A 21,182-nucleotide genomic window follows, 5' to 3' on the forward strand; every position below is an offset into this window, starting at 1 on the left:
TATTGATTTTATTGATAATTTAACTTATATTTCAGATTGAAATTCCCATATATCTTCTCTGCAACGCTCAGGTAAGCGGTATGCTGTCTCACTTATCAGCCCGGGATCCACAGGATTGAAGTCAGGTTCATTACACCACCTGTAATAAACGCCAAATGGTTGTCTCAGACAAAATTGTCGGTGACCACACGGCTCAGGTCTGATGAATTTGTGCAGGAAATACCATACCGCCGTAAATCTGCTTCAAAACCAGACGTGTCTTCTGATGCCTATTGGCTGCTTTCTTTAATCTCTGAGATAAAGATGTGTGCTGACGGGATACTGAATTCTCTTCCGGAAACAGGTGCGCCGGAGGGATGATGTATAAGTAATGAACAACTGTGTGTCCTAACGGGGAAACCATTCTGTGTACATAAGCAAGCAGAATGACCAGCATCCTTTCTTCAACGGGCATCGATACAGCCAGACATAACCAAGTCAGGACAACAAATCTACGGCCGGACAAATAATTTCTTAACCAAACCCATGGATATGTGTGCTGGCGGGATGGTTCCGATCTCTGCGCTGAAATACGCTGCTGCGGATTTAACGGAGATGAACCTGAAAGTGTGTGCGCTGACAGGCATTGATGAAGTAATCCAGTGCCCGGTGTGTGCTGACGGGTTTTGACACACAAATGTGTGTGCTGGCGGGTGTAAGTAACCTTCTGAGATGCAATTATGTGTGCTGGCGGGTATCTTAAATGCATTAGAAACAGGACTATATGTGTGCTGGCGGGCAACATATACCTGTGAGTTGTCCTGATGAATGATAACGATGAAGCAACTGGCCTAGAGTGTGTGTTGGCGGGTAAAAATTCTGTGTTTAACGTGCAAAAATGTGCGCTGGCGGGGAAAATCCCTACTCAATGGCCGAATATGTGTGCTGGAAGGTACTAACTCACCGTAGAAAAATGAATATGTGTGGTGATAGGCGATTATTCATAGAAAAGCTGAGTATGTGTGCTGGCGGGTTCACCGGCAGGGAAGTTGCTTCAGAGCCGGACATTACCGTGACGAACACGTACTCATCCCAACAGCACACACTCAGATGTCGGAAGGTTTCAGCTTGGGGTTACGTTTATGAATGATAACAAAGTTTTCGCGGGCTTTACGGACGAGCGAAAACTCCAGATAGCCGATATTCTGTAACTGCTCAAGCGCCTTTTTGATCGTACGGTTTTGTTCACTGACAGAACTGCTGAGAGAAAGGCGCTCGCGCAGTCTTGAGAAGCTGACTGGAATCGGGTTGGCAGGAAGACTTTCAATAAAAGTATAAATCGCCTGGGCGGCTTCCTTCTTTGGAAGTGCTTTAATGGCGTGGTGCTGCAAAAGGACTCTGTAGTCTAACTGGAACAACTCCCACAGTTTTTCATCAGCTTCCAGCTGAACAATATCTCTCTCAGCATCAAAATAACCGGTCTTCAGAAGGCCTGTCTGATAACTTCCCCTCGCATCGCTCCCGCGCTTGAAAGAGATTGATTTATTACGAAGTTTGCCCAAAGACTCATGAATGGTAAGCCGGAGTCGGGCGTCAATTCTTTTAGCAGAAAATCCACACCCTTTGGCAAACTCAGTGAACTTCAGTTCGATTTTGTTTGATGCCAGACCATACTTGCTGAAGGCATAGATTACTCCAATCCAGACCTTGAAATCACTGTCCATATTGAGCCTTGGCCCAGAAATGTTGATGTGATCATAGCCTTCAGCCCGGGCTATCTCTAACTGTGAGAATAATTCAGATGCATCCACTACATTATTTTCGCCCTGAGATTTTGTGGGCTTAGGAACAAAAACGCCAAGGCGCATAAGAGCTACAGGTTGTACGGTATTATTGGAATTTACTGTGAGTTGTTTGTCCTTGCTGATCATGTCACTGTAGAGTGCGTCGCCAATAAATGACTCATCTTTCATAGAATTATCTCACTTAGTAGTCACAGGATCTTATTGTGAGTAAAGATCACCTTTATCCCAACAGCACACACATTACATCCCACCAGCACACATTACCAGCCCACCAGCACACATACTCATCCCGCCAACACACATGTTTATCCCACCAGCACACATCTGGAACTGGCCTGAAGTCAGTCACCACAAGGCCTGAGAGATAGCGGGATCTATTTGGAGCTATAAGGATCTTACTGGAATATTTATTGGATCGAGCCTGTGCACATGTGGATAAACGATCATCTTTACTAACGCGCCTATCGGCTTGTTCAACGGTAACCGCACACGCAAAAAATTTGCGAATGCGGTTACCGTTATCGAAAAGGATTGGCAAGACTTTAATGTGCACTCAGTTCACTAACTTCCATACATGAACTGGAACACGGTCAAAGAGTTTCCCTACTGTCAGTTCAGCTTTGCGGTGATCGTATGCTGAGGTCATAGCATATTCTTCTTTTGGGTCGCCTTCGTACTTCAAGTGTTCGTAAACGGTCTCCAGCGTATCCATTGAGCGGCAACGCCGGAATTTCATTAACCAGTCCGTTTTCGTCATGTTTTTTTCCACAGTGAATTGTTCGAATTAAATGCAAGCTTTAGATGGGCTAAGGGCGGGCGCTGTTCTGACAGCTTATCGTTTTGCTGATTTGAGATTACGGCGGTAAGAAATCAGGATCAACAGGATAATTCTGCCCACCAGTTTCACCTAAATACAGGCTCAAACTGGACAGAAAACGGGCATTACAAGTTTTAAACGATAAGCAACACGAACTTGATAACGTAGTCACATGATAATTAACGACTGTCAGCTCTCCGGTGACGCCAGCATTTCCAGGCGAGCGTTACGGGCTGGGCGGTGAGCACTATTGCAATCACTATGAAAAATGACACTCCACCCGCAATAATTTTGACGGGGAAGCTGAATGCCAGCAGAGCAGCCATTACCAGCACGCTGAACGTGATAACCCATGTCAGGGCCCGGAAGCGGTTTGCAAGGCTTTCTACCGCTTCCTCCAGAGTGCCCCCGTGTACCGACACGTTGTGTTTTATTCTGCTCAAATCTGCCTGGTTGATACCCGATTTCAGCAGGGCTTCATCACTGACATTCATTTCCTGAATCCTGATACTGGTCTGGATGACTGATCTATATAACCGATTATGGCGCTGTCTGTAACCCGGTAACCCTAGCAGGGTAATTCCGATGCATCATCCTGCTTTCTTTTCTGATTTCCCCTGCGCGTTCTTTATCAGGGCGTTGATGTTGTCGCTCATCTGACGGCTTTTTCCCTGCCGGTAGTCCGGCCAGGGCAGGAAAGAATGCGAGGATTCGCCCATCAGCACCACGCCGGTGGGACAGCGCCAGTCAGACGGGGCATCCGGGTGATAACGTACCAGTAAAGCCTGCGCGTCGCAGTCTTCCTCACCCTCTCCCAGCAGCACGGGAGACGCGATGGCGGCGTTTTTCTGCGACACGAACCACAGACTGTTGGAGAAGATGAACGCCAGCAGCGCCGAGGCAATGAAAGCGCCGGTGTACCAGAAACGCCTGCCGGCGCGCCGGGCAAGCATGAAGTAGAGGCCGCTCAGTAACGCTGCCCCGGCCACCCCAGTCCACTGAGCTGTTATGGCCAGCTCATCCCGGGTGTGTCGCGTGATTTCCATTCCGGCCGTCCAGAACCCTACCAGAACCGGTGCAACCAGAGTCAGGGGGAGCAGAATAATGGCGGAGGCCAGCAGAACGGTTCCGGCCCTGACTTCAGCCGCGGCGTTACGGAGGCAGAAAAGTTCATGCAGGCTCATCACCATCAGGAAAAGACATAACGTCATGTATAACACGGCCACCCCTTTACGTTCTGACGCAGAAATAATCTCAGGAAGAGAATGCCTGCTGTTATAAATAAATTTTTACTTGAACTGTGTACTTTTATTCCGCGACGGAACGGGGGCATAATACCATCCAGATATCCATTCAGGAAAAGAATAAATAATGCAAAGCGTGCGGGTCTGTTTATTTATTTTGTCTGCCGTATTCAGCGTTTTTGCGTCCGCAGGAGACAATATCGCCGTGGGCTTTTCGCCGGGCGGAAGCGCGCAGCGCCTTATCCTGAATGTCATCGCGGGGGCAGGAAAAACGCTGGACGTCGCGGCCTACGAATTCACCAGCAGGCCTGTCGCAGATGCGCTGATAAGCCAGTTACAGCGCGGCGTGGCGGTCCGGCTTGTCGCTGATGAAAAGGTCAGTCACGACCGTTATTCGCTGGTTTCCCTGCTGGCCTGCAGCGGTGTGCCGGTCCGGACGGACGACCGGTACAATATCATGCACAACAAGTTTATTGTGGCCGACGGAATGAATACGGAAACCGGGTCTTTTAATTACACCTCATCGTCTGAAAAGCGGAATGCGGAAAATGCGCTGGCAGTTTTTGATAATAAAGCAGTTGCTGCTGAATATAACGCGGAATTCGAAAGACTGTGGAATGAATCCATCACCGGTGACGTGTCAGGATAAATAAATACGTGATTTCCGGTGCGGCTGCGAAACGTAATTCCGGACGGGGGGACGGGCATGGCCAGAAAGAAAACCTACGCGGTGCATTTCCGGGGACAGCGCGGTGAGCGGGACGCCAGTGAAGCCTTCCAGCAGGAGGAAACCGGGACCTGGCAGCGCTGGCTGAAGCACGCCCGCGACAACAAAAAAACCACGGTGGTGACCTGCAGCTGCCTGCCGGCAGAGACCGACCCCGTCAGACGCCGCCTGAAGGTCCACTACTCCCGGGAAACCGAACGCTGCTGGCTCTCCTCGTACGCCTTCACCGGCAATGAGCACAAACCGGACTGCCGGTTTTATTCGGTGTGGTCAGACGAACGCCAGGCGGAGATTTATCAGGGCGACGCGGTCCGCACCGCCGCGGACGGCACCATCGTGGTCAGGCTGCCCACCGGCCTGCAGAAAAAGGCGCCGTCAGAGGTAAAACCGGCTGAAGACGTGTCCGGTGATGAACCGGTTAAGCGTAAGCGCCGGCCCTCAATGCGCCTGCTGGGGCTGCTTCACCTGCTGTGGGAGCAGTCCGGCATCAACGTCTGGCATCCCGCCTTCGACAAAAAGAAACGCACACCCGGCTGGGTGAGCTGGCACCTGCAGCAGACGGCGGGCCGGATACGCGTCGGCCGCGTACCGCTGGAAGAGTCGCTGCTGCTCATGGGCATGAAGGGCACGCCGCAGGTCGTGGCCAACCGGGAGCACCTGCGAGCGGCCGGGAAGAGCAAAAGGCGGCTCATCGTGGTGTCCGTGCTGGCCGGCTGGAATGAGGCTGCTGAAGCCCGGCTGCAGTCCACGCTGCCGCTGGGCCTGTTTTTTGGTTTTCCTGACCTGGTGCTGCCGGAGGACGTGCGCCTGCGCCTGGAGAGGAGCTTTGGCCGCGAGCTGGGCGACTGGAGACGGGGCATGAAGGTCATTGTCATTGCGGAAACGGAGCCGCCCGAAACGACGTTCAGGCACACTGAAGGACGCAACCGGCCGTTCAGCTGCAGCAGCGTCATCGACGTGGCGCTGATGACGGTCAGCCCGCGCTTCATTCCGCTGGATTCGGGCTATGAGGGCAGTGTCGAAGAGAAGCTGTGGCAGGAAAAACGTGCCTTCATTAAGCCGCTACGCTACGACTGCGAGGAAGACGTGTTTCCGGACTTCGTGCTGAAGGACGTTCCCGGCATGGATGCACTGCCGATGGAGGTCTTCGGGATGAACACGCCTGAGTACCTGCTGCGAAAGCAGGAGAAGACCGTCCACTATGACAGGGAATACGGTCCGGGCAACTGGTGGTCCTGGAACGCGGCAGAGAAGTCAGACATACCGGATTTTCCGGCACACTGACATTCGAAAAACGTCCGGGGATGCCTTTCAGCGAGGCTTTCTGGGTTTTTTGGGAAGAGTAAACACCAGAAGCAGCGACAGAACGACAGAGATGACAATGTTGGCCATGACCATAAAGTCAGTTACAGCTTCATCACCGTAAATGTTGAACTGGCCAGCCAGCCAGCTGAACACTGAAAAAGGCACGAGAATGGCGACGGCCTTAAAAAGCGCAACGCAACAGAAGATAAAAACAAAAGTGAGGAAAATTATCCGCTTCATCAGTATACCTGTACCGTTCCGTATGCTTTCAACTGGCTGCCGGGAATATTGAGTGTGGGGCCGTATTTCAGGAGCATATCACGCAGGTAGCTGAACTGGATTGGATGGACCAGTGTGATACAGCCCTCACTCAGCCCCAGCGGGCCTATGGGGTGCAGCCTGAAATTACCCCGTTTCACACCCTGTATGAATGTGTAATCATCGATTTTGCCGTCATCACGATACAGGCCAAACCATGTCGAGCGGTCAGTGCCGTAAACTTCCTTCAGAAAGCGCTCGCGCAGGGGCCCCAGTGTGCCGCCGGACGGTCTTTCCACGATAAAGTAACGTCCCCTCACGATCGGGCCGATGTCGGGCACGTTCGTTTTGTCCGGGTTATTTCTGCCCTCTTTCTGACCCGAGAATGCCGGAAAGTTCCCCACGCCGGGGCAGTTCAGCGAAGTGAACTCTCGCCGGTTGAGAAGCATATAACAGCTTACAGATGGCATAACACTTCCTTTTGTTCTGTTCATTTTATTATGTTCAGATTATGCACAGCGTCAGGTAAACCCTGCGCAGGCGGTATCAGACAAATTCTAAAATTCTGTCTGAATTGCGGGGCTTATTAACGGCCTCATCTACCGCATGGTCCGCCAGTGTCCGTTCCTCACTGGCAGGGAGCGCGGCACGCGCTCTCCGGCCCGGTCTGCCCGCTGCTTGTCCTCCTGGCCTCGATGCCCTTTGACCGCAGCGCTGCTGCGACACGTTCTGCCTGCTCACGACTGGCCACGGAGAAGCTCACGGGATGTGACTCAAACCAGATCATCACAGAATGAGTCATATACAGTGAGGCATAAAGCGGGCGAGGTTCAGTCACAGGCGTTACCGCATTACGGTTGTTGAGTTCAGGTACTGCGCCAAAAATGCCGGAAAGGTAATCATCCAGGCGTTCAATGAAGGCAGGACGTACTGTTAAAAGTTCAGGATTGTCTTCTGAACTGTTCCACTGGTTCGCCTGCCGCCTCAGACTGTCCAGAAGTGATAACGATTCATAAGGAATTTTTTTCCCGGTACTTTCACCCCGAATAGCGGACTCCAGCTGGCTTATTCTGGAAGACTGTTGCCTGATTTTCCGCATCATATAAATACAGATAATCATCATGGCCACAAAGACACTGCCTGGCAAAATGGTCATTTCTGTCCCCTCTCTGTAATGCAACCTGATTTATGCTTAACTACTGACCGGATTTATCTGCCTTGTATATCGACCAGATGCGTTTTACCTGGCTTATGCTGCAGCCTGCCAGGGTGGCGGTCCGTTCAATCGTCATGCCGGATTCACGAAGCGCAATAATGCGCTCATGCGTTTTATTATCTGGCTTTCGCCCTTTGTACTTACCCGACGCCTTTGCCAGCTCAACGCCCTGCCGCTGTCTTTCCCTTCGGGTTTCGTAGTCGTCACGCGCCGTCTGCAGGGTAACCTTAAGCAGCATGTCCTGGACGGACTCAAGCACGATTCTGGCCACGCCGTCCTGGCTTATGGCCAGCTCGGACAAATCCACTATGCCGGGGATGGCCAGCTTTGCACCCTTAGCCTTTATCGAGCCAATCAGCTGCTCGGCCTCCGTAAGCGGAAGACGGCTGATACGGTCAATCTTTTCAGCCACAACCACCTCTCCGGGCTGAAGGTCGGCAATCATGCGCTGGAGCTCAGGACGGTCAGCTCTGGCACCGGAGGCTTTCTCTTTATAGACGCCGGCGACATAGAAACCCCTGCCCCGTGCATCCTCAATAATGCTGTTCTGCCGCGTTAGTTCCTGTTCATCCGTACTGACGCGAAGATAAATACGTGCAATCTGCATAGGTTTAGCGGTCCCACCCTTTTAACGTAAATAATCCCTGAGCGCTTCGCGGCCGCCATTGTCTTCAGGCATGACGCTCACAATGCGCCTCAGCGCGGCTTTGTGTATGGGCGTACTGTTCACGAGCACCATCAGCCGCCGCTGTGCCTCTGTCGCCGAATGGCCGGCTGACGAGTATTTACGGGATCTGAACAGACGGTTCCATAAGCCGATTTTCATCAGGCGGTTTGTCAGAACATACATGGCTGTAAGCGCGTTACGTACTTCTATCTCCTCTTCGGGTAATTCACCTTCCGTGTAGGTTTCCCCCGGAGGACTGAGATAGGTTTCATCCAGTGGATGGTTAACTAAAAGGCTGAAGGGTTTCACTGCGACCTCCGGAAATGTTTTCAGTACGTGCAAACGATGTTAACTGAGGGAGTGAAATTCTATGCATGTCGTCTCCCTGGCAGCTATGTCACCGCATATCCTGATTTCAACGTAAGCGTCCGGGCTGAGAAAAGCGATTTTTTCAGCGTGTTTGATCTCAGTCGTGTAGATCCTCAACCCTTCAGGCTCTCCTAAAAGCAAAATCCCATGCAGCATCAGGTTAACGTCGTCGATCGTGGCCACACGAACAGCGCGTTCCACTCTTCCAGAAAAGTTCTCGTTTTTGTCACCATCATGCATAACCACTTTTTTATTAAGGTCTTTTGTGGGCATTTTGAGTATACCCTAATTAACCTGAATAGATTTTCTTCTGTGTTGAAAGGTAAAAAATGAAACATTATGAGAGCAGTAGAGGAGAAAGCCATGAAAGCCTGGTTAGGTTGGGTTTTGTTCACATTGTGATATCAGAGCGTGAGGAATGAAAAGGAGACAGCCGTGAAAGAAGTCAATATGAGTCTTGAAGAGATGTGTGGGGAAAAAATCAGAGAGATTAGGGAACGAGATAAAGAATTCTTACCTGATGTGAACTGGTTTTCCAGGATGGATACGGAGAAAATGCATACCTACATGGCCAAATACCAGTTCAGCGCATTTGAAGACATTCCGTCAGATAACTCTGGACTCTGTTTTCCCGCCTTCGGAGAGCTCCAGTTCGAACTGCCCCCTGTTTTTCAGCCTGAACTCAACGCCCGCTTGCCCGTCAGCAGGCAGAGAAAACCTGTGATCGTGCAGGTCGATGGGCTTCTGTTTTTAAAACATCTCGGAGCCGGAGCATTTTGTATCGATCCCCGCCGGTGGCACACTATCAAGACGTATATTTCAAAAGGAACGGTGATCTATCCGAAGGGACTGACTCGTGAATTTGGCGTGAGCGACGGACGCCACCGAACGCTACTTTTAATGCAGCTTTACAAGATTCGCTATGTGCCTGTCGTGTTAGATGAAAAATGTGCTGAAAAATTTTTGGGTGGCGCAAAAAAACTAAATGCACTCAAAATGTAAATGCTTCACATTGATACCTGAACGCATATTACAATGGTAGATTAATAATTGCTTTTCCAATTCAGTCCTGGCTTATTTTCAGGAATGCCTGATAAACATGCAGCAGCCCGGAGGCTGCTGCATGTTTAATCATCAGTGACCAGTATCGCGGCGATCACGCCCTAATCCACCACCACCGATGTCGATGTGATTGTTACTGTCTTTTTTTACTTCCACAATGACATCATCGTGGCTGAAAGCTGACAGCTCAGCCGCAATCTTATCCAGATTATCTTTTTGTGACTCACCATATTTATTCAAGGACATACATACCTCCAATATTTAAAGTTGGTCAAACTGCCAGCAACGGCTGGCAGAAGAATTCTTGTATTGGGCTTGAATGAAAGTCAACTGATAAACTTATGAAAAAAACTTATTTAACAGCGTAAATAAAGCCTGCCAAGGTAAATTTCTTTTATCTTCAGTTAAATACTAAAAAATGCAGTTTAAAAAAATTTTTCTCTTTATTATTAATAATAAAAATAATTTAACTTGAATAATATTGATAGATTTAAACTATCGAATTGGGATGGGTGTGTTTTTTTTCAGATGTAATTTAATAAAATAATCATGAGGTTATGAATTATTTTTTTTAGAAAAGATGAATCGTCTGGAAAAGAATATTGAAATTAACTGAATAAGAGGTAATGATTTTTTATCCATGGCGGGGGTGAAATATGCATGAAGATGATGTTGTTATTAACAGAAATACGGTTATCAACGAAGAAGGTGACAAGGTTGAGCTCACGCTTAATGAAAGAAGAGTCAGTGTGACGGTCAGTGGTAAGCTGTATCAGCTTTTAAGAAAAATAACAGAACAGGACATAAACTTTAAAGACCTGCTTTCGACGGACAATGCGCAGCTTAAAGAAATTACTTCACTTTTGTACTTTAACGATATATTAATCTCCCGGAAGGACGATGAATTACTAAAAGACGGCATTTTGTATAACCCTGCGCGAATGCAAACGGCGGCATTATCCATACCTGACACCCCGCAGGATCAGTGGTGCTTCTTTGGTGCCCCGGCAGATTTCGCATTAGATCCCCCCAGATCGCCGGCGCATGGCCCCTACATTTACCGTAAATTAGGACGGAACCACGCTGAAATGAGGGATGTTGGCGACATCGCTTATAGTACAACTGATAATATATACAGCTTCGGGGAGAAAATTCAGCATGTTGTCGCCAAAATCAGAGCGAAAAACAATAAAGCGATGATGTTCGGTGGCGATCACTCGCTGACTTATTTTTCAGTGGCGGAAACCGCGCGGTTTATCCCTGAACTCGTTCTGATACAACTGGATGCGCATTCCGATATCAATACCAGCACGGATAAGGCAAACGCGCCTCTTTACCATGCAAATTTTGTTTCAAAACTCATTGCTGATAACGTAATCAGGTCAGTGATACAGATTGGTGTCAGAGAGAAAACAATCAGATATTCAATGGATTATCTTCAATCTTCATCCATTAATCAGTTCAGTGCAGTAATGAGCACCGACGATAAAATAAGGCTTGCGTCGTTAATCGAGGGGAAAAATGTCTATATAAGTTTTGATGCAGACGTGATGGATCCAGATGTTTTTCCGCACGTCACAACGCCGCTGGATGAGGGGATGAACGAGGAAAATATAACCGATGTTCTGAGCCTGATTAAGAATTCATGCCATTCCGTCGTGGGTGCCGATATCATGGAATTCACGTGTGGTTTTGATAAAAAAGGAAATCCGTTTAACCATGAAATGCCCTTGCTGGATAAAATAATTTCTCTCATTATCAGCCGATAAATCAGGAGGTAAGGATGTGTGTAAGCATGTTAACCGGTCACCTGACAGAATTTAATATCAATGAATTCTACCATCAGTCGGGAGTTCTGACGGATCCTGGCGCGCTGCTTGCCGATATAGAGCATATTATCCGTAAAAGAAGAAGTATTTCAGAAAGCCTGCTCAATGCCCGTGTGTTTATTAATAATGGCACTCGCGATGACTTTGGTTACAGTGTGTCGAATCATCCCCCTCGCGAAGACGAGAGCCTCAGTGAATGGCTTGAGCGAATAACCGGCGCCTCCAGCTTTTGTGCCGTTATTAACGGGCTTAACGGATGGTCCGACGCCCTGGCACAGAAGATTAACCGGGACTTCAATAAAGAATGGGTTGAGAAATACGGTATTCCTAGCCAGGGGATTGATGTTTACAGCTTTATGGGGCGATACAGCCTTACACCATTTGGTATTCACAAAGATCAGGAGCATACGTTTCTTTACCACCTCGGCCCCGGAATCAAAAAAGCATGGGTGTGGGATCCGGCCATAAAAGACATTGCGCCGGTTGTGAAGTCTGACTCCTTTAATCTGAAGGAAACCCTCTCATGGGCGACGGAGGTCACTCTGCGCCCGGGGGATGCACTGTTTATTCCTCAGAACTGGTATCATGTTCTGGAAAATCCCGAATTTTCCGTCACGCTGGGTATTGCTCCTTATGAAATGAAAAGATCACAATTACTGACGTCTTTTTTGTCAGATTTCCTGGCTGTCAATAATACCGAGGATCCGTATATCACTCTGCCTCTGAGGGAAGAAGCTGACGTTAAGGATATTATTACAGCCGTTATCCCTCCTGACTCTGGAAAAAACAGCCTTGATGGTATTGCATATCAAGGTCTGGCACGGCTAATAAACCGGCTTAAAAGTAACAGTTATTTCAAATATACTTCACCCGACCGAATGACCGGTAACAGGTCTTATCAATATCACGGTGACATCGTCTTCGGGGAAACGGAAGGCGGCTCAACGCGGATATACCTCCGTGGAAAAGATTTTTTAGTCAGAAATGAAGTGGCGGACAAGCTGTTTGATCTTAAAAATGAGATGGCCAGACCTGGCTTCAGCTATGGATTCCGTGATACTGACGCGGAAGGTGTTTTCAATAAGGTTATCACGCAACTGATCCACACCGGAGTGCTGGTATGATTCCCTTTCCGATGAATGAGCTGACGGCTTTGCTGACAGACACTGAACCTTTTAAAAAGGACTACGTATTGTCAGAGGGAAATGCCTCCTTCTCTGAGGCTTTATTTAATTACTCACTTCACGATCTTTTTCGCGGGATCCGTCATCCTGAAAAAGACATCAAATTGCTCTGCTGTGGTGATGTCTACTATCCTGCCAGTGAGACGTGTACTGACGGAATACTGGGATTTTACACGATGGCCCTTATGCTGCTTCGTAAGCGGACCATCGTATTCAACCACCTCGAGAAAAGGATGCCGGAATACTTTTCTCTGTACACTTATCTGGCTGATAAAAAAGGGATCCTTTCACACTACAATATTTACTGGTCGCCCGCTGACAGCACAGGTGCCGGTGCCCACACTGATGACCATGACGTGGTCATCGTGCAGCTCGCGGGTAAGAAAAAATGGAGGTTTGAACACGAAGACATCACGCTAAAAGCAGGCGATATTCTCTTCGTCCGCAAAGGGACGCTTCATGACCCGGTAACGGAAGACGGGCACCAGTCGCTGCACCTGACGGTGGGGCTCGTTTACGGGGTGTCCTCTTTCCCTGCTTTCCCCGAACCCGCGTCTGCAGGAGAACACCCTGGCGATGTCTCAGCGGTGACATTTTTCCGGAGTATCGGCAATCTGCTCGGGGGAGCTGAACCGGCACTGCATACGGGGCAGGATGTTTTATTGGATGAGGAAGATTCTTACATCCGGTTCACTTACAGGGAAAATGTCCTTGAATTAACGAAAGAAGTCTTTCATCACATTTTTGAACGCCGGAGCCTCAGCAGTTTCTCTGCACGCCCCGGAGCTGACAGAAAAGACGTCATCAACCTCATTCTTTCTTTCTATAAAACAGGCATCCCCGTGGAAATAAAAGGAACAAGTTAATGCTTGATTACATGGTTGAGCAGTTCAGCAGCCTGCCTGTTGACTCCGGGTTACTCAGAAACGGCATGAAAGACTATATTGATGAACAGCTGCTCTGGTGTGAGGACAGCAATTTTTCATCAAACTTTCCTTTCAGGGAGACCGGCCTGCCTCAGGATTTTTTTCTTCAGAAAATCGTTTCCTGCGACGGTAATGACTACCTCACCGGACCACGATACAGAGGCGGCGATTTGAAGAAGCCGTTCATTGATCTGGTCGCCAGCTCTGCTCCTCTGACCCGGCGGGCAATGGCCTCAATACTGGACGTATGGCATCCCATGGGCGCCTGTTCAGTCCGCGTTCTCCGGCCCGTGTCTGAGGATACGCGTGGTTGTGCCGATCAGTTTTTCTATGTCGGCGAAAGCATGCATGAAAGAAATGAAGCGGTTATCAGCGGCCAGACTGTCAGCATTGAGAGCGCCTGCCCACAGTCAGCTGAGTGGTGCCTTCAGGCTCTGAAACTTGCTTATGCAGGGACGTATTCCCGCTATCCTTTCCTTAAAGATAAGGTTTTTCCCGCAGATGAAGAAGACGTTCGCGACGCCATTAAGGATGGAAACCTGTTCATCATAGTTTATGAAGGGGCGCATGCCGGTTTTATCATCTGTGAGAACGGACGCAGGGCTTTTGTATCCGGACTGTGGATCACCGAAGAGATCGTTATTCCGCGCTTTCGCGGAAAGCACGTTGCGGGTTCTGCACAACAGGCCTTACTTTCTTTTCTCAGCACGCCCCGCAAACCGGCATCGCTATGGGGAACCATTGAAAGCAGTAACCAGCCTTCAATACGCGCCGCTGAGCGTGCCGGGAGAAAACGGGTGATGGAGTATGCTTTTCTGGGTAGGGAAGATGTGCATGATTAAGAGCTTCCGGCAGCTTACGCTGTGTCTTTTCATACTGTTGTCCACACTCGGCTTCTGCCTTTATCTGGGTTTTTTTTCCTTTTATCTGGTTAAAATCAAAACCGACCCCCTTTTTATTTCAGTACTGATAGGTTCAACTGCGCTCTCAAGCCTGGCGTGGGGGCCTCTGGCCGGGCGGCTCATCGACAGGAGCCGTCACCGGTTCTTCTGGCTGATGACTGCGCAGGCGTGTTGTGGCTTTCTGGTTTTCGCTTTCGGAAACCAGTCGCATTTCAGTCTCGTAGTCACACCTGTACTGGTTATATCCCTTTCTCTCACCATAAATTTTGCGACGATTATCGTTAATCAGTATCTGCTGCCTGAACTTCACAGGGATTATGAAACGAGTGTGGCCGTGGCGTCATATATCAGCGGGATCGCCGTTTTCCTCACCGGACTGGTGCTTGCCGCCCTTTATGACCGCTATTCACCCACCCTGTTTTTCAGTGTGGCCGCCGGCTGTTTCCTCCTTTCGGCCCTTACTCTTCTTCCCCTGATCCGCGGTAAGAGCTGCGCCGGTCCGGAGGAGGCTGTCCCTGATACGGAAAAAAAAGATTTCTCCGGTATCTATCGTCAGGCTTTCCGGTGCCTGAAACGCAACTGGTTTCTTGCGCTGGCTATGTGCGTGATGGCGTTTACGGAGACGTCGTTTAATACCAATTTTGACGTGATTGCATTTTCACTAGGTACCACACCTTTCGCTGCTGTTTTTATTCTGGGCGCGATCAGCGGCGTTCTTGACAGCCTGGCTTCGTGGTTTTATCCCCGCTCGGTGGGGAAAACTACGGTTAACTTCCGGTGGCGTTTTTTTCTGTGCACCTTTTTAGTTATTTTTTCGGGAGCGGTCTTACTTACTTTCTGGGACTACGACAAAGAGCCGTGGTTTCTTCCCTCTCTTGCCCTCTGTCTTGAACTCACGGGAGTATGGTGGTCAATTTTTATTGCCGGTCAGGTCAGGGCTGCAAGTCATGAAGGTGAATATGGCCAGACCATGGCCGCATTCCGCGTTCCGCGTTCAGTGGTGACATTCTTCGGGATGACCACTATAGGTACAGCGTTGCAGTCCGGTGAAATTGCCTGGGTTTTATCTGCTGATACCATCCTGCTTTTTCTTCTGCTTGCCCTTAATGTTTATCTTTACTTGAAAAAAAATGCAGGCCGCTGCGATATGGAGAAGTCCGCTGCGCCGGTGGATTAAAGCCGGGAAGTCCCTGCACCGGGATTACCGGGCCTTTACTCTGTGCAGAGCCCGTCAACGGGCTGACAGGGAGAATTCCTTGAGCACAGGAGTGCTGACTCTTTTCTGCCGGGATTGGTGTTATCGGTGTGCAATATCACGGGCGGTTTTCGTATGTAAAAGCTCTTCCGCTCTAACTTTCCCCTGAATCATTTAAAACGCATCAGGCCGTTCATCGGATTCGGTTTAATCCCGCAACAGTCCGGGATGCTGACCCTGATGTCGCCTTTTTTAACGTACCGGCATTCGTAAATAGGCGGTACCGCATCCCTGTCTGATGCTCCTTCTCAATATATATGCCGCTGCTACCATTCGGGTGCTTCATTACAGTGAACTCACCAGGAAAGTGAAGATATACTGATGTGAATTACAAAAAATAATCAGGTGACAATATGCCTAAACAGCCAAGGCTGGCTGATGTTCTTTTTCACGCAGCCTCTCCGGAGCCAGACGAAATAAGTACTGCTGATGAGTATGAAGCGCTTACGCCCAGCATCATCGATCCGCAGGAGTCGTCCACTTATACAGATGCACTAAACTTCGCCTGTTCCCGTGGGGATATCAGAAACATTGCCGTCACCGGTGCCTATGGTGCGGGTAAAAGCTCTGTCCTGCGGACATGGAAGGAGTGTCCTGATAACGATTTACGCATCATGACCGTCTCACTGGCTGACTTCGAGATGCAGTCAGCTCCGAGGCCAAAAGCTGAGCCTGCGGAAAAGGATGGGGCACCAAGCCCTGCCGAAGATAAAAAAGCCGCAGCGGAAGAAAAAACCATCGAGTACAGCATCCTTCAGCAGCTGCTGTACAAAGAAAAGAAGAGTGCACTTCCCTATTCACGTATTGAACGCATTTCTAATATCACTTATTCCCGGGTCGCTTCAGTAGCTTTTGAGCTGTTTATATTACTGACTGTTTTGCTTGCAGGCCTGCTCTGCCTCTTTCCCGAGTACGTCAGTGACAAACTTTCTTTGACTGACATAATCGGCCCGTATTTCATTGAAATGACAGCATTAAGACTTGTTCTGGCCGGATTACTGCTTTTTACGGCGCTGTTTCTTTCTGTCAATAAACTGCACCGTATCGGCCTCTTTGACCGCAGGGTCAGTGTTGATAAGATCGACATACTCAAAGGCGCTATATCAACCCGACCTTCCTCACCGTCTCTTCTTAATATCTATATCGACGAAATTGTGTATTTCTTCGAGCAGACCGGGCACAACGTGGTCATTTTTGAAGATCTGGATCGCCACAATGATGGTGCCATTTTTATCAAGCTACGGGAAATAAACCAGATCATCAACAACACACGTCCTGATGCCAAGCCTGTCCGGTTTATTTACGCCGTAAGGGACGGACTTTTCTCAACTGCTGAAGCAAGAACGAAATTTTTCGACTTTGTGATACCCGTAATACCCGTCATGGACAGCGAAAATGCTGCCGAGCATTTCAGCAGTATGTTCAGAGAAAATGAACTTGATGAAGTGGGTTTCAGCAAGTGTGTCTCCCACCTTTCACTCTTCATACCGGATATGCGTATTATGCGAAATATTGCGAATGAGTTCAGGATCTACCAGAATCTGGTGAATGGTTCTGAAAATATTACGCGACTTCTATCCATGATTGCATACAAAAATATCTTCTCTGAAGACTATCATGGCATTGATGAAAGAAAAAGTGTGCTGTATTTATTTGTCAGAGCATTCGTTTCAGGTGATTTAAAAAAAGAGCCTGTAAAATTAAAGCTTGATGAGATTAATTTAATACAAAAGGAGGTTGATGGTCTTCTCAGTGACGAGGCCGGAAATGCCACGGAGATCAGAAAGAGTATTCTTTCAGAATACGTAACTCCTAAGACAGAGAAAAAAATCCTGTTCCACTTTGGAGGGGCTGACATTTTTGAGTTGGGCGATCTTTCTGAGAAGGAAGAGTTATTTAATAAGCTCCGAACAGTTGATACTCTGTATTTATGGTCTGCTGACAGGAGAACTAATGTTTTTGCAATTGAACAGAATGCTGTCAGTGAGATGATTGATTGTTACGAAAAAAGGAAAAAAGCCTTAGACCTAAAAAACCAAGGGGAAATCAGCAGGCTTAATCAAAAAATTAAAACCACTCAGGGAGAGATAAATAAGTTACACCAGGCTAATATGGCAGATTTAGTGCGGACATCAGGAAGTGGAAATTTTTTTCAATGGGTGAGTGAAAATTGCAAATTTGAGGAGTCAGCACCTGAAAAAATCAAGAAAAGAAATGATTGCCTTGATTTTCTTTATTTTCTGCTGAGCAACAATTATATCGCGCCGGACTATATGTTTTTCAGGTCTGTATTCAAACCGGGCAGCCTGAGTCATGAGGACAATGAATTTATCAAAGAAGTCAGTAGATCCAGAACGTACAGACAGACATCGGGCATGCCGCTGAGAAAAATCGATAATGTTGTGGCCAAGCTGGAGAGTCTGGGGATGATGATGGAGCCAGGCGCCTGGCACCCCGACATTCTTCTCTATATGCTAGAAAATTGCCTCGAGAAACTCAAACCCGTTTTCCTTGCGCAGGTCGATGATGAAGACTGTCTGATACAGTTAATTGAGCAGACATTCACTAACTGGACTGTACCGCAACGCATGAACTATCTGAGGAATCTCACTCAAGGGGATGACATGGCCAGTTCGTTCATGAGATGTGTTGTTTTTATGAATGACAAAAAAATCGCGTCTGAATTACTTATTTTACACCTGTGCTCCTCTGTACCAGCCTGGAAGTCCGATGTAGTCGATATGCGTTACTGGGCACAAATAATACTGAGAGACTGCAGTTCCTTCCCGGACCAGGTACCGGAAAAATATGGCCGTGATTTTATCGAGAGTCTTAAAAACAAGGCGATCGAAGTTTTGACGCTGGATGTGTGTACCTCTGAACAGGGTAAGGAAATTGTAAGGGGTATTGCAACGCATAAATTATGGTCTTATTCAGAAAGCGCTTTTAAAAGTATCATTATTACTCTCTCAGAAAATAGCGGCCTTAATCCAGATGAGATTATGAAAAAACCGCTCAGTGCCGTCAGAAATACCAAAGTTCAGGGCCTCTACGAAACGGTACTGTCCAGCATTGACCCGTTCATCATGGATTTCTTCCTCCGCTCGGAGGATTATGACAGAATTCCAGAACTTCTGAATAACAAGGACGTCAGTTTTGTTCTTGTTTGTGAAATCATCTTGAAAATGAAATTTACAATTTCTGATGTAAAAACGATAAAAAACCGAAAAGGTACAGTAGAGAAATTAAAAAATAGTGAAGTCAGCTATGATATATATGAGTTACTTCTTGAAAATGATCGTATAAAAATCAGCTGGGAAAATGTTTTATTTATGGCTGAAATGGAAGATGAGTTGGAAATTTCATCTCCCGGACTGGCTGTGTGGTTCGACAGAAACCACACTGAATTTGTATCCCCGCGTTTACCCCTGACTGAAGACCATTTAAATCTCATATTCACGATACTGTTTAACTCCGGTGCGATGAGTGATGAAGGGCGTATCTCAATTCTGGATCTGTTCGGATTTCCTCATTCAGATGTTCCTTCATACCTGCATTTTGACAGTATTCGTTGTTTAATTAATCAAAAGCTTCTGAATCCCACCCAGGAAAATTTTGACGATATCAGGCAGCGCTACAGTGAGGAGGCGAAAATCCGGGCACCGCTTCTGGCCGGACTTGTTTTCCAGAACCCTTCCCTGCTCCAGTTCCCCGATGCGGTCATGATGGAAAATGATGTGTTTGACGAATTTCTGGCCAGAGAGCTTTTCCTGGGCGACAGCCTTGCGGATACGTTCCAGGCGAAAATCCTTTCGTGGATCTGGGATTACAATCAAGTAGTGTTCCGCGATTCGGTGTCATTGCCGGCAGCAAAGGTGGCGGAACTGTCCCCTCACCTTGAAAGTGATGACCTCCGCCGCCATCTGCTTGTCCGGTGTCTCGAGGAAGATGAATTATGTTCAGATGAGGACATCATTGTCATCCTCAAATCTTTCTCCGATGCGGTTTATCAGGTTTTCATCAGCGATAAATCTCACCGCTCCTTAAAGCACAACGATCCATTCTGGCAGGTGGCCAGCCTGCTTCAGAAGGCGGGCTTCATTCGTTCCCTAAGCTGGAACGAGGAACGTGATCGTATCTGGTTTATTCCACACAACAGTCCTGTATTCAGACGTAATTAGCTCTGTCATCTGTAATCCTGCATGCGGAGATTAATACTGCCGTTATGCAGGATTTTACCTTTTAATACTTAAAGCTGCCTTGAAGGCTTTTCTGCTGTCTTCTGAGTATTTACCGCCTGATTCACTGCATGCTGCACACGCCGCTTCTGTTACCTCACGCAGATCCGAAAAAAGGTGTAGTCGGTAGATGATGCAAATCGATGATTATTCAGGTGTGTGAGGCGGACTTAGCCTCTTTTCTGCATAAAGCGGGTTCCGGATAAGGCAATAAATGGCAGAAGTTGGCATTTAGGTTTGAGTATAAAGTGTTTTAAATATTTATCTTAAAATCAATTTGTTATGTGGTTTTTTAAATGTCGGGAACGTGAGGGCGGAAATTTCCGGAAGTCATTAACTGTCACTCAGGATTAAGGGATGCCCGCTGTTTTCTGATCTGGTGAGGTCCGGCGTGTGATTGCCATTTACTGAAAACGGTGCGGCGGCAGGGCACCTGGCTCTGCCAGCCGACGTAGCTGTCGTGGATTACGGGTATTCAGGGCTTGTTCTGCTGTGCCTCTGGCCAGATGATGGCTTGCGCGACAATAACATCCTGACCATTGAACGTCGCGGCGGGTGAACCATGCAGTTCATAACCCTGCGACAGCGCCTCTGATACACGCGTGCAAAAAGTAGCGTCATCTTTGCCAGTCAGAAGGCGGTAGCGCAGAAGTCCGTCTGGAGGTAAGTGTGAACTGTCTTTTTCTGTTTCCGGAACTGTCATCGTAAGCTTTCCTGTTTAAGTAAGTGTTTTGTCATTGTTCAGACGTTATTGTTTTTAAATTCACTAATTCATCCCCCCTCTTTGTTTTACACAGCAGAGGGAGAAAAGATGTTCCCTTTTGAAGGAAACGGACCTGTGCCGGATGGCCCGATCATGCCAGTCTTACAGCTCTTCCTGACTCTCAGTGCTGACAAAAAAGGCGATCACCCCCCGCCGGGCGGCGGGGGGTGAAATTTCACTTCACACCCTGACGCTGTAGCGTACAAAATCGTCCAGCACCGCCACTTTGTCATACAGCGCCCGGGCCGGATTATCCGTTTTCGTTACCCAGTAAACTTTTGACCAGCGCCTGACACGGGCTTCTTCACAGACCGCGTTGATAAGCGCTCTGCCTGCTCCCCGGCCTCTTTTTTCACCGGCAACAAACAGGTCTTCCATATAGCAAAGCGGCTGACGGGACCACGTGCCGGGATGAATGACGCAGAACGTAAATCCCACTATCTCCCCCTCAATCTCGGCAAGCCGGCACAGTAAGTCCGAATCAGGTGATAACGCCCTTTTCCACGTGTGCAGCGTCACCTCGTCATCCAGCTCACTCTCATAAAAAGCAAGATAGCCTTTCCACAAGATCAGCCATGAAGCAAAATCCCCGTCTTCAGCATTGCGGATTTTTACAGTCATTCAGTTTCCTTAAAA

General features: G+C 48.2%; 22 protein-coding genes and 1 pseudogene. 10 read left to right on the top strand and 13 right to left on the bottom strand.

Annotated elements, in window-relative coordinates; genetic code table 11:
• Nucleotides 1-1,085: 1,085 nt before the first annotated feature.
• Nucleotides 1,086-1,847, bottom strand: coding sequence for a RepB family plasmid replication initiator protein (locus tag DFO57_RS21015; RefSeq protein ID WP_369974477.1), 762 nt, complete (start codon nt 1,845-1,847; stop codon nt 1,086-1,088).
• Between DFO57_RS21015 and DFO57_RS23120 the strand changes: the two are divergent.
• Nucleotides 1,822-1,899: pseudogene (locus DFO57_RS23120) on the top strand (hypothetical protein); the annotation flags it as partial. The gene DFO57_RS21015 and the pseudogene DFO57_RS23120 overlap by 26 nt on opposite strands.
• 438 nt (nt 1,900-2,337) lie before the next feature.
• Here the strand turns inward: DFO57_RS23120 and DFO57_RS21020 are convergent.
• The 3 genes from DFO57_RS21020 to DFO57_RS21030 form a co-directional block, all read right to left on the bottom strand.
• A complete protein-coding gene (locus DFO57_RS21020) occupies nt 2,338-2,541 on the bottom strand; it encodes an Hha/YmoA family nucleoid-associated regulatory protein (protein WP_110015676.1) in 204 nt (67 codons plus the stop codon).
• Between the two features lie 239 nt (nt 2,542-2,780).
• Entirely contained in the window at nt 2,781-3,095 is a 315-nt protein-coding gene (locus DFO57_RS21025) for a hypothetical protein (RefSeq protein ID WP_110015677.1), read from the bottom strand.
• Nucleotides 3,096-3,191: 96 nt separating this feature from the next.
• Nucleotides 3,192-3,812: a hypothetical protein gene (locus DFO57_RS21030; protein WP_110015678.1), complete on the bottom strand. Its 621-nt coding sequence runs from the start codon at nt 3,810-3,812 to the stop codon at nt 3,192-3,194.
• A gap of 160 nt (nt 3,813-3,972) precedes the next feature.
• On the opposite strand from DFO57_RS21030, the gene DFO57_RS21035 reads away from it, so the two are divergent.
• Both DFO57_RS21035 and DFO57_RS21040 read left to right on the top strand, forming a co-directional pair.
• Nucleotides 3,973-4,494, top strand: coding sequence for a phospholipase D family protein (locus DFO57_RS21035; protein WP_110015679.1), 522 nt, complete (start codon nt 3,973-3,975; stop codon nt 4,492-4,494).
• 57 nt (nt 4,495-4,551) lie between these two features.
• Complete coding sequence (locus DFO57_RS21040) at nt 4,552-5,856, top strand: DUF1173 family protein (RefSeq protein ID WP_110015680.1); 1,305 nt, start codon at nt 4,552-4,554, stop codon at nt 5,854-5,856.
• Nucleotides 5,857-5,883: 27 nt separating this feature from the next.
• Here DFO57_RS21040 and DFO57_RS21045 read toward each other — a convergent pair whose 3' ends face one another.
• The 6 genes from DFO57_RS21045 to DFO57_RS21070 all read right to left on the bottom strand — a co-directional run bounded on the left by DFO57_RS21045 (nt 5,884) and on the right by DFO57_RS21070 (nt 8,660).
• Nucleotides 5,884-6,117, bottom strand: a complete 234-nt coding sequence (locus DFO57_RS21045; RefSeq protein ID WP_110015681.1) for a hypothetical protein — start codon at nt 6,115-6,117, stop codon at nt 5,884-5,886.
• Nucleotides 6,117-6,605 (bottom strand): DUF2778 domain-containing protein, encoded by a 489-nt coding sequence (locus tag DFO57_RS21050; protein WP_039343512.1) that lies wholly within the window; start codon nt 6,603-6,605, stop codon nt 6,117-6,119. The genes DFO57_RS21045 and DFO57_RS21050 overlap by 1 nt, the downstream gene beginning before the upstream one ends.
• Before the next feature lie 158 nt (nt 6,606-6,763).
• Nucleotides 6,764-7,291, bottom strand: a complete 528-nt coding sequence (locus tag DFO57_RS21055) for a hypothetical protein (RefSeq protein ID WP_110015682.1) — start codon at nt 7,289-7,291, stop codon at nt 6,764-6,766.
• 40 nt (nt 7,292-7,331) lie between these two features.
• Nucleotides 7,332-7,958 (bottom strand): recombinase family protein, encoded by a 627-nt coding sequence (locus DFO57_RS21060; RefSeq protein ID WP_110015683.1) that lies wholly within the window; start codon nt 7,956-7,958, stop codon nt 7,332-7,334.
• Nucleotides 7,959-7,979: 21 nt separating this feature from the next.
• Nucleotides 7,980-8,327, bottom strand: a complete 348-nt coding sequence (locus tag DFO57_RS21065) for a hypothetical protein (protein WP_110015684.1) — start codon at nt 8,325-8,327, stop codon at nt 7,980-7,982.
• Nucleotides 8,328-8,366: 39 nt separating this feature from the next.
• Nucleotides 8,367-8,660, bottom strand: a complete 294-nt coding sequence (locus DFO57_RS21070; protein WP_110015685.1) for a hypothetical protein — start codon at nt 8,658-8,660, stop codon at nt 8,367-8,369.
• Nucleotides 8,661-8,822: 162 nt separating this feature from the next.
• Between DFO57_RS21070 and DFO57_RS21075 the strand changes: the two genes are divergently transcribed.
• On the top strand, nt 8,823-9,389 hold the full coding sequence (locus DFO57_RS21075; protein ID WP_233255877.1) for a hypothetical protein: 567 nt from the start codon (nt 8,823-8,825) through the stop codon (nt 9,387-9,389).
• Nucleotides 9,390-9,521: 132 nt separating this feature from the next.
• Here DFO57_RS21075 and DFO57_RS22695 read toward each other — a convergent pair whose 3' ends face one another.
• Nucleotides 9,522-9,695, bottom strand: coding sequence for a hypothetical protein (locus DFO57_RS22695; protein WP_155683843.1), 174 nt, complete (start codon nt 9,693-9,695; stop codon nt 9,522-9,524).
• A 410-nt stretch (nt 9,696-10,105) separates the two neighbouring features.
• On the opposite strand from DFO57_RS22695, the gene DFO57_RS21080 reads away from it, so the two are divergent.
• The 6 genes from DFO57_RS21080 to DFO57_RS21105 all read left to right on the top strand — a co-directional run bounded on the left by DFO57_RS21080 (nt 10,106) and on the right by DFO57_RS21105 (nt 19,726).
• Nucleotides 10,106-11,218, top strand: a complete 1,113-nt coding sequence (locus DFO57_RS21080; protein ID WP_110015686.1) for an arginase family protein — start codon at nt 10,106-10,108, stop codon at nt 11,216-11,218.
• A 26-nt stretch (nt 11,219-11,244) separates the two neighbouring features.
• A complete protein-coding gene (locus DFO57_RS21085) occupies nt 11,245-12,402 on the top strand; it encodes a JmjC domain-containing protein (RefSeq protein ID WP_158279698.1) in 1,158 nt (385 codons plus the stop codon).
• Nucleotides 12,399-13,328, top strand: a complete 930-nt coding sequence (locus tag DFO57_RS21090; RefSeq protein ID WP_110015688.1) for a JmjC domain-containing protein — start codon at nt 12,399-12,401, stop codon at nt 13,326-13,328. Before DFO57_RS21085 ends, DFO57_RS21090 begins: the two co-directional genes overlap by 4 nt.
• On the top strand, nt 13,328-14,230 hold the full coding sequence (locus DFO57_RS21095; protein WP_110015689.1) for a GNAT family N-acetyltransferase: 903 nt from the start codon (nt 13,328-13,330) through the stop codon (nt 14,228-14,230). The genes DFO57_RS21090 and DFO57_RS21095 overlap by 1 nt, the downstream gene beginning before the upstream one ends.
• Entirely contained in the window at nt 14,223-15,467 is a 1,245-nt protein-coding gene (locus DFO57_RS21100) for an MFS transporter (protein WP_158279699.1), read from the top strand. Before DFO57_RS21095 ends, DFO57_RS21100 begins: the two co-directional genes overlap by 8 nt.
• Nucleotides 15,468-15,898: 431 nt before the next feature.
• Nucleotides 15,899-19,726 carry a pcar gene (locus tag DFO57_RS21105; RefSeq protein WP_110015691.1) on the top strand — a complete coding sequence of 1,276 codons (3,828 nt, stop codon included), beginning with the start codon at nt 15,899-15,901 and terminating at the stop codon, nt 19,724-19,726.
• Nucleotides 19,727-20,258: 532 nt separating this feature from the next.
• On the opposite strand, the gene DFO57_RS21110 is transcribed toward DFO57_RS21105, so the two are convergent.
• On the bottom strand, nt 20,259-20,486 hold the full coding sequence (locus DFO57_RS21110) for a DUF1737 domain-containing protein (protein ID WP_110015692.1): 228 nt from the start codon (nt 20,484-20,486) through the stop codon (nt 20,259-20,261).
• A 240-nt stretch (nt 20,487-20,726) separates the two neighbouring features.
• Nucleotides 20,727-21,167, bottom strand: coding sequence for a GNAT family N-acetyltransferase (locus DFO57_RS21115; RefSeq protein ID WP_110015693.1), 441 nt, complete (start codon nt 21,165-21,167; stop codon nt 20,727-20,729).
• Nucleotides 21,168-21,182 lie beyond the last annotated feature (15 nt).

The sequence above is a fragment of the Pantoea sp. AG702 genome, assembly GCF_003182295.1.
GTDB lineage: Bacteria > Pseudomonadota > Gammaproteobacteria > Enterobacterales > Enterobacteriaceae > Pantoea > Pantoea ananatis.

Bases quoted from the DNA above. Each gene is read 5' to 3' on its own strand.
- DFO57_RS21085 (WP_158279698.1), top strand. From the start codon at position 11,245: ATGTTAACCGGTCACCTGACAGAATTTAATATCAATGAATTCTACCAT.
- DFO57_RS21055 (WP_110015682.1), bottom strand. From the start codon at position 7,291: ATGACCATTTTGCCAGGCAGTGTCTTTGTGGCCATGATGATTATCTGT.
- DFO57_RS21115 (WP_110015693.1), bottom strand. From the start codon at position 21,167: ATGACTGTAAAAATCCGCAATGCTGAAGACGGGGATTTTGCTTCATGG.
- DFO57_RS21100 (WP_158279699.1), top strand. From the start codon at position 14,223: ATGATTAAGAGCTTCCGGCAGCTTACGCTGTGTCTTTTCATACTGTTG.
- DFO57_RS21110 (WP_110015692.1), bottom strand. From the start codon at position 20,486: ATGACAGTTCCGGAAACAGAAAAAGACAGTTCACACTTACCTCCAGAC.
- DFO57_RS21045 (WP_110015681.1), bottom strand. From the start codon at position 6,117: ATGAAGCGGATAATTTTCCTCACTTTTGTTTTTATCTTCTGTTGCGTT.
- DFO57_RS21060 (WP_110015683.1), bottom strand. From the start codon at position 7,958: ATGCAGATTGCACGTATTTATCTTCGCGTCAGTACGGATGAACAGGAA.
- DFO57_RS21030 (WP_110015678.1), bottom strand. From the start codon at position 3,812: ATGACGTTATGTCTTTTCCTGATGGTGATGAGCCTGCATGAACTTTTC.
- DFO57_RS22695 (WP_155683843.1), bottom strand. From the start codon at position 9,695: ATGTCCTTGAATAAATATGGTGAGTCACAAAAAGATAATCTGGATAAG.
- DFO57_RS21080 (WP_110015686.1), top strand. From the start codon at position 10,106: ATGCATGAAGATGATGTTGTTATTAACAGAAATACGGTTATCAACGAA.
- DFO57_RS21050 (WP_039343512.1), bottom strand. From the start codon at position 6,605: ATGCCATCTGTAAGCTGTTATATGCTTCTCAACCGGCGAGAGTTCACT.
- DFO57_RS21105 (WP_110015691.1), top strand. From the start codon at position 15,899: ATGCCTAAACAGCCAAGGCTGGCTGATGTTCTTTTTCACGCAGCCTCT.
- DFO57_RS21020 (WP_110015676.1), bottom strand. From the start codon at position 2,541: ATGACGAAAACGGACTGGTTAATGAAATTCCGGCGTTGCCGCTCAATG.
- DFO57_RS21095 (WP_110015689.1), top strand. From the start codon at position 13,328: ATGCTTGATTACATGGTTGAGCAGTTCAGCAGCCTGCCTGTTGACTCC.
- DFO57_RS21015 (WP_369974477.1), bottom strand. From the start codon at position 1,847: ATGCGCCTTGGCGTTTTTGTTCCTAAGCCCACAAAATCTCAGGGCGAA.
- DFO57_RS21090 (WP_110015688.1), top strand. From the start codon at position 12,399: ATGATTCCCTTTCCGATGAATGAGCTGACGGCTTTGCTGACAGACACT.
- DFO57_RS21025 (WP_110015677.1), bottom strand. From the start codon at position 3,095: ATGAATGTCAGTGATGAAGCCCTGCTGAAATCGGGTATCAACCAGGCA.
- DFO57_RS21035 (WP_110015679.1), top strand. From the start codon at position 3,973: ATGCAAAGCGTGCGGGTCTGTTTATTTATTTTGTCTGCCGTATTCAGC.
- DFO57_RS21070 (WP_110015685.1), bottom strand. From the start codon at position 8,660: ATGCCCACAAAAGACCTTAATAAAAAAGTGGTTATGCATGATGGTGAC.
- DFO57_RS21040 (WP_110015680.1), top strand. From the start codon at position 4,552: ATGGCCAGAAAGAAAACCTACGCGGTGCATTTCCGGGGACAGCGCGGT.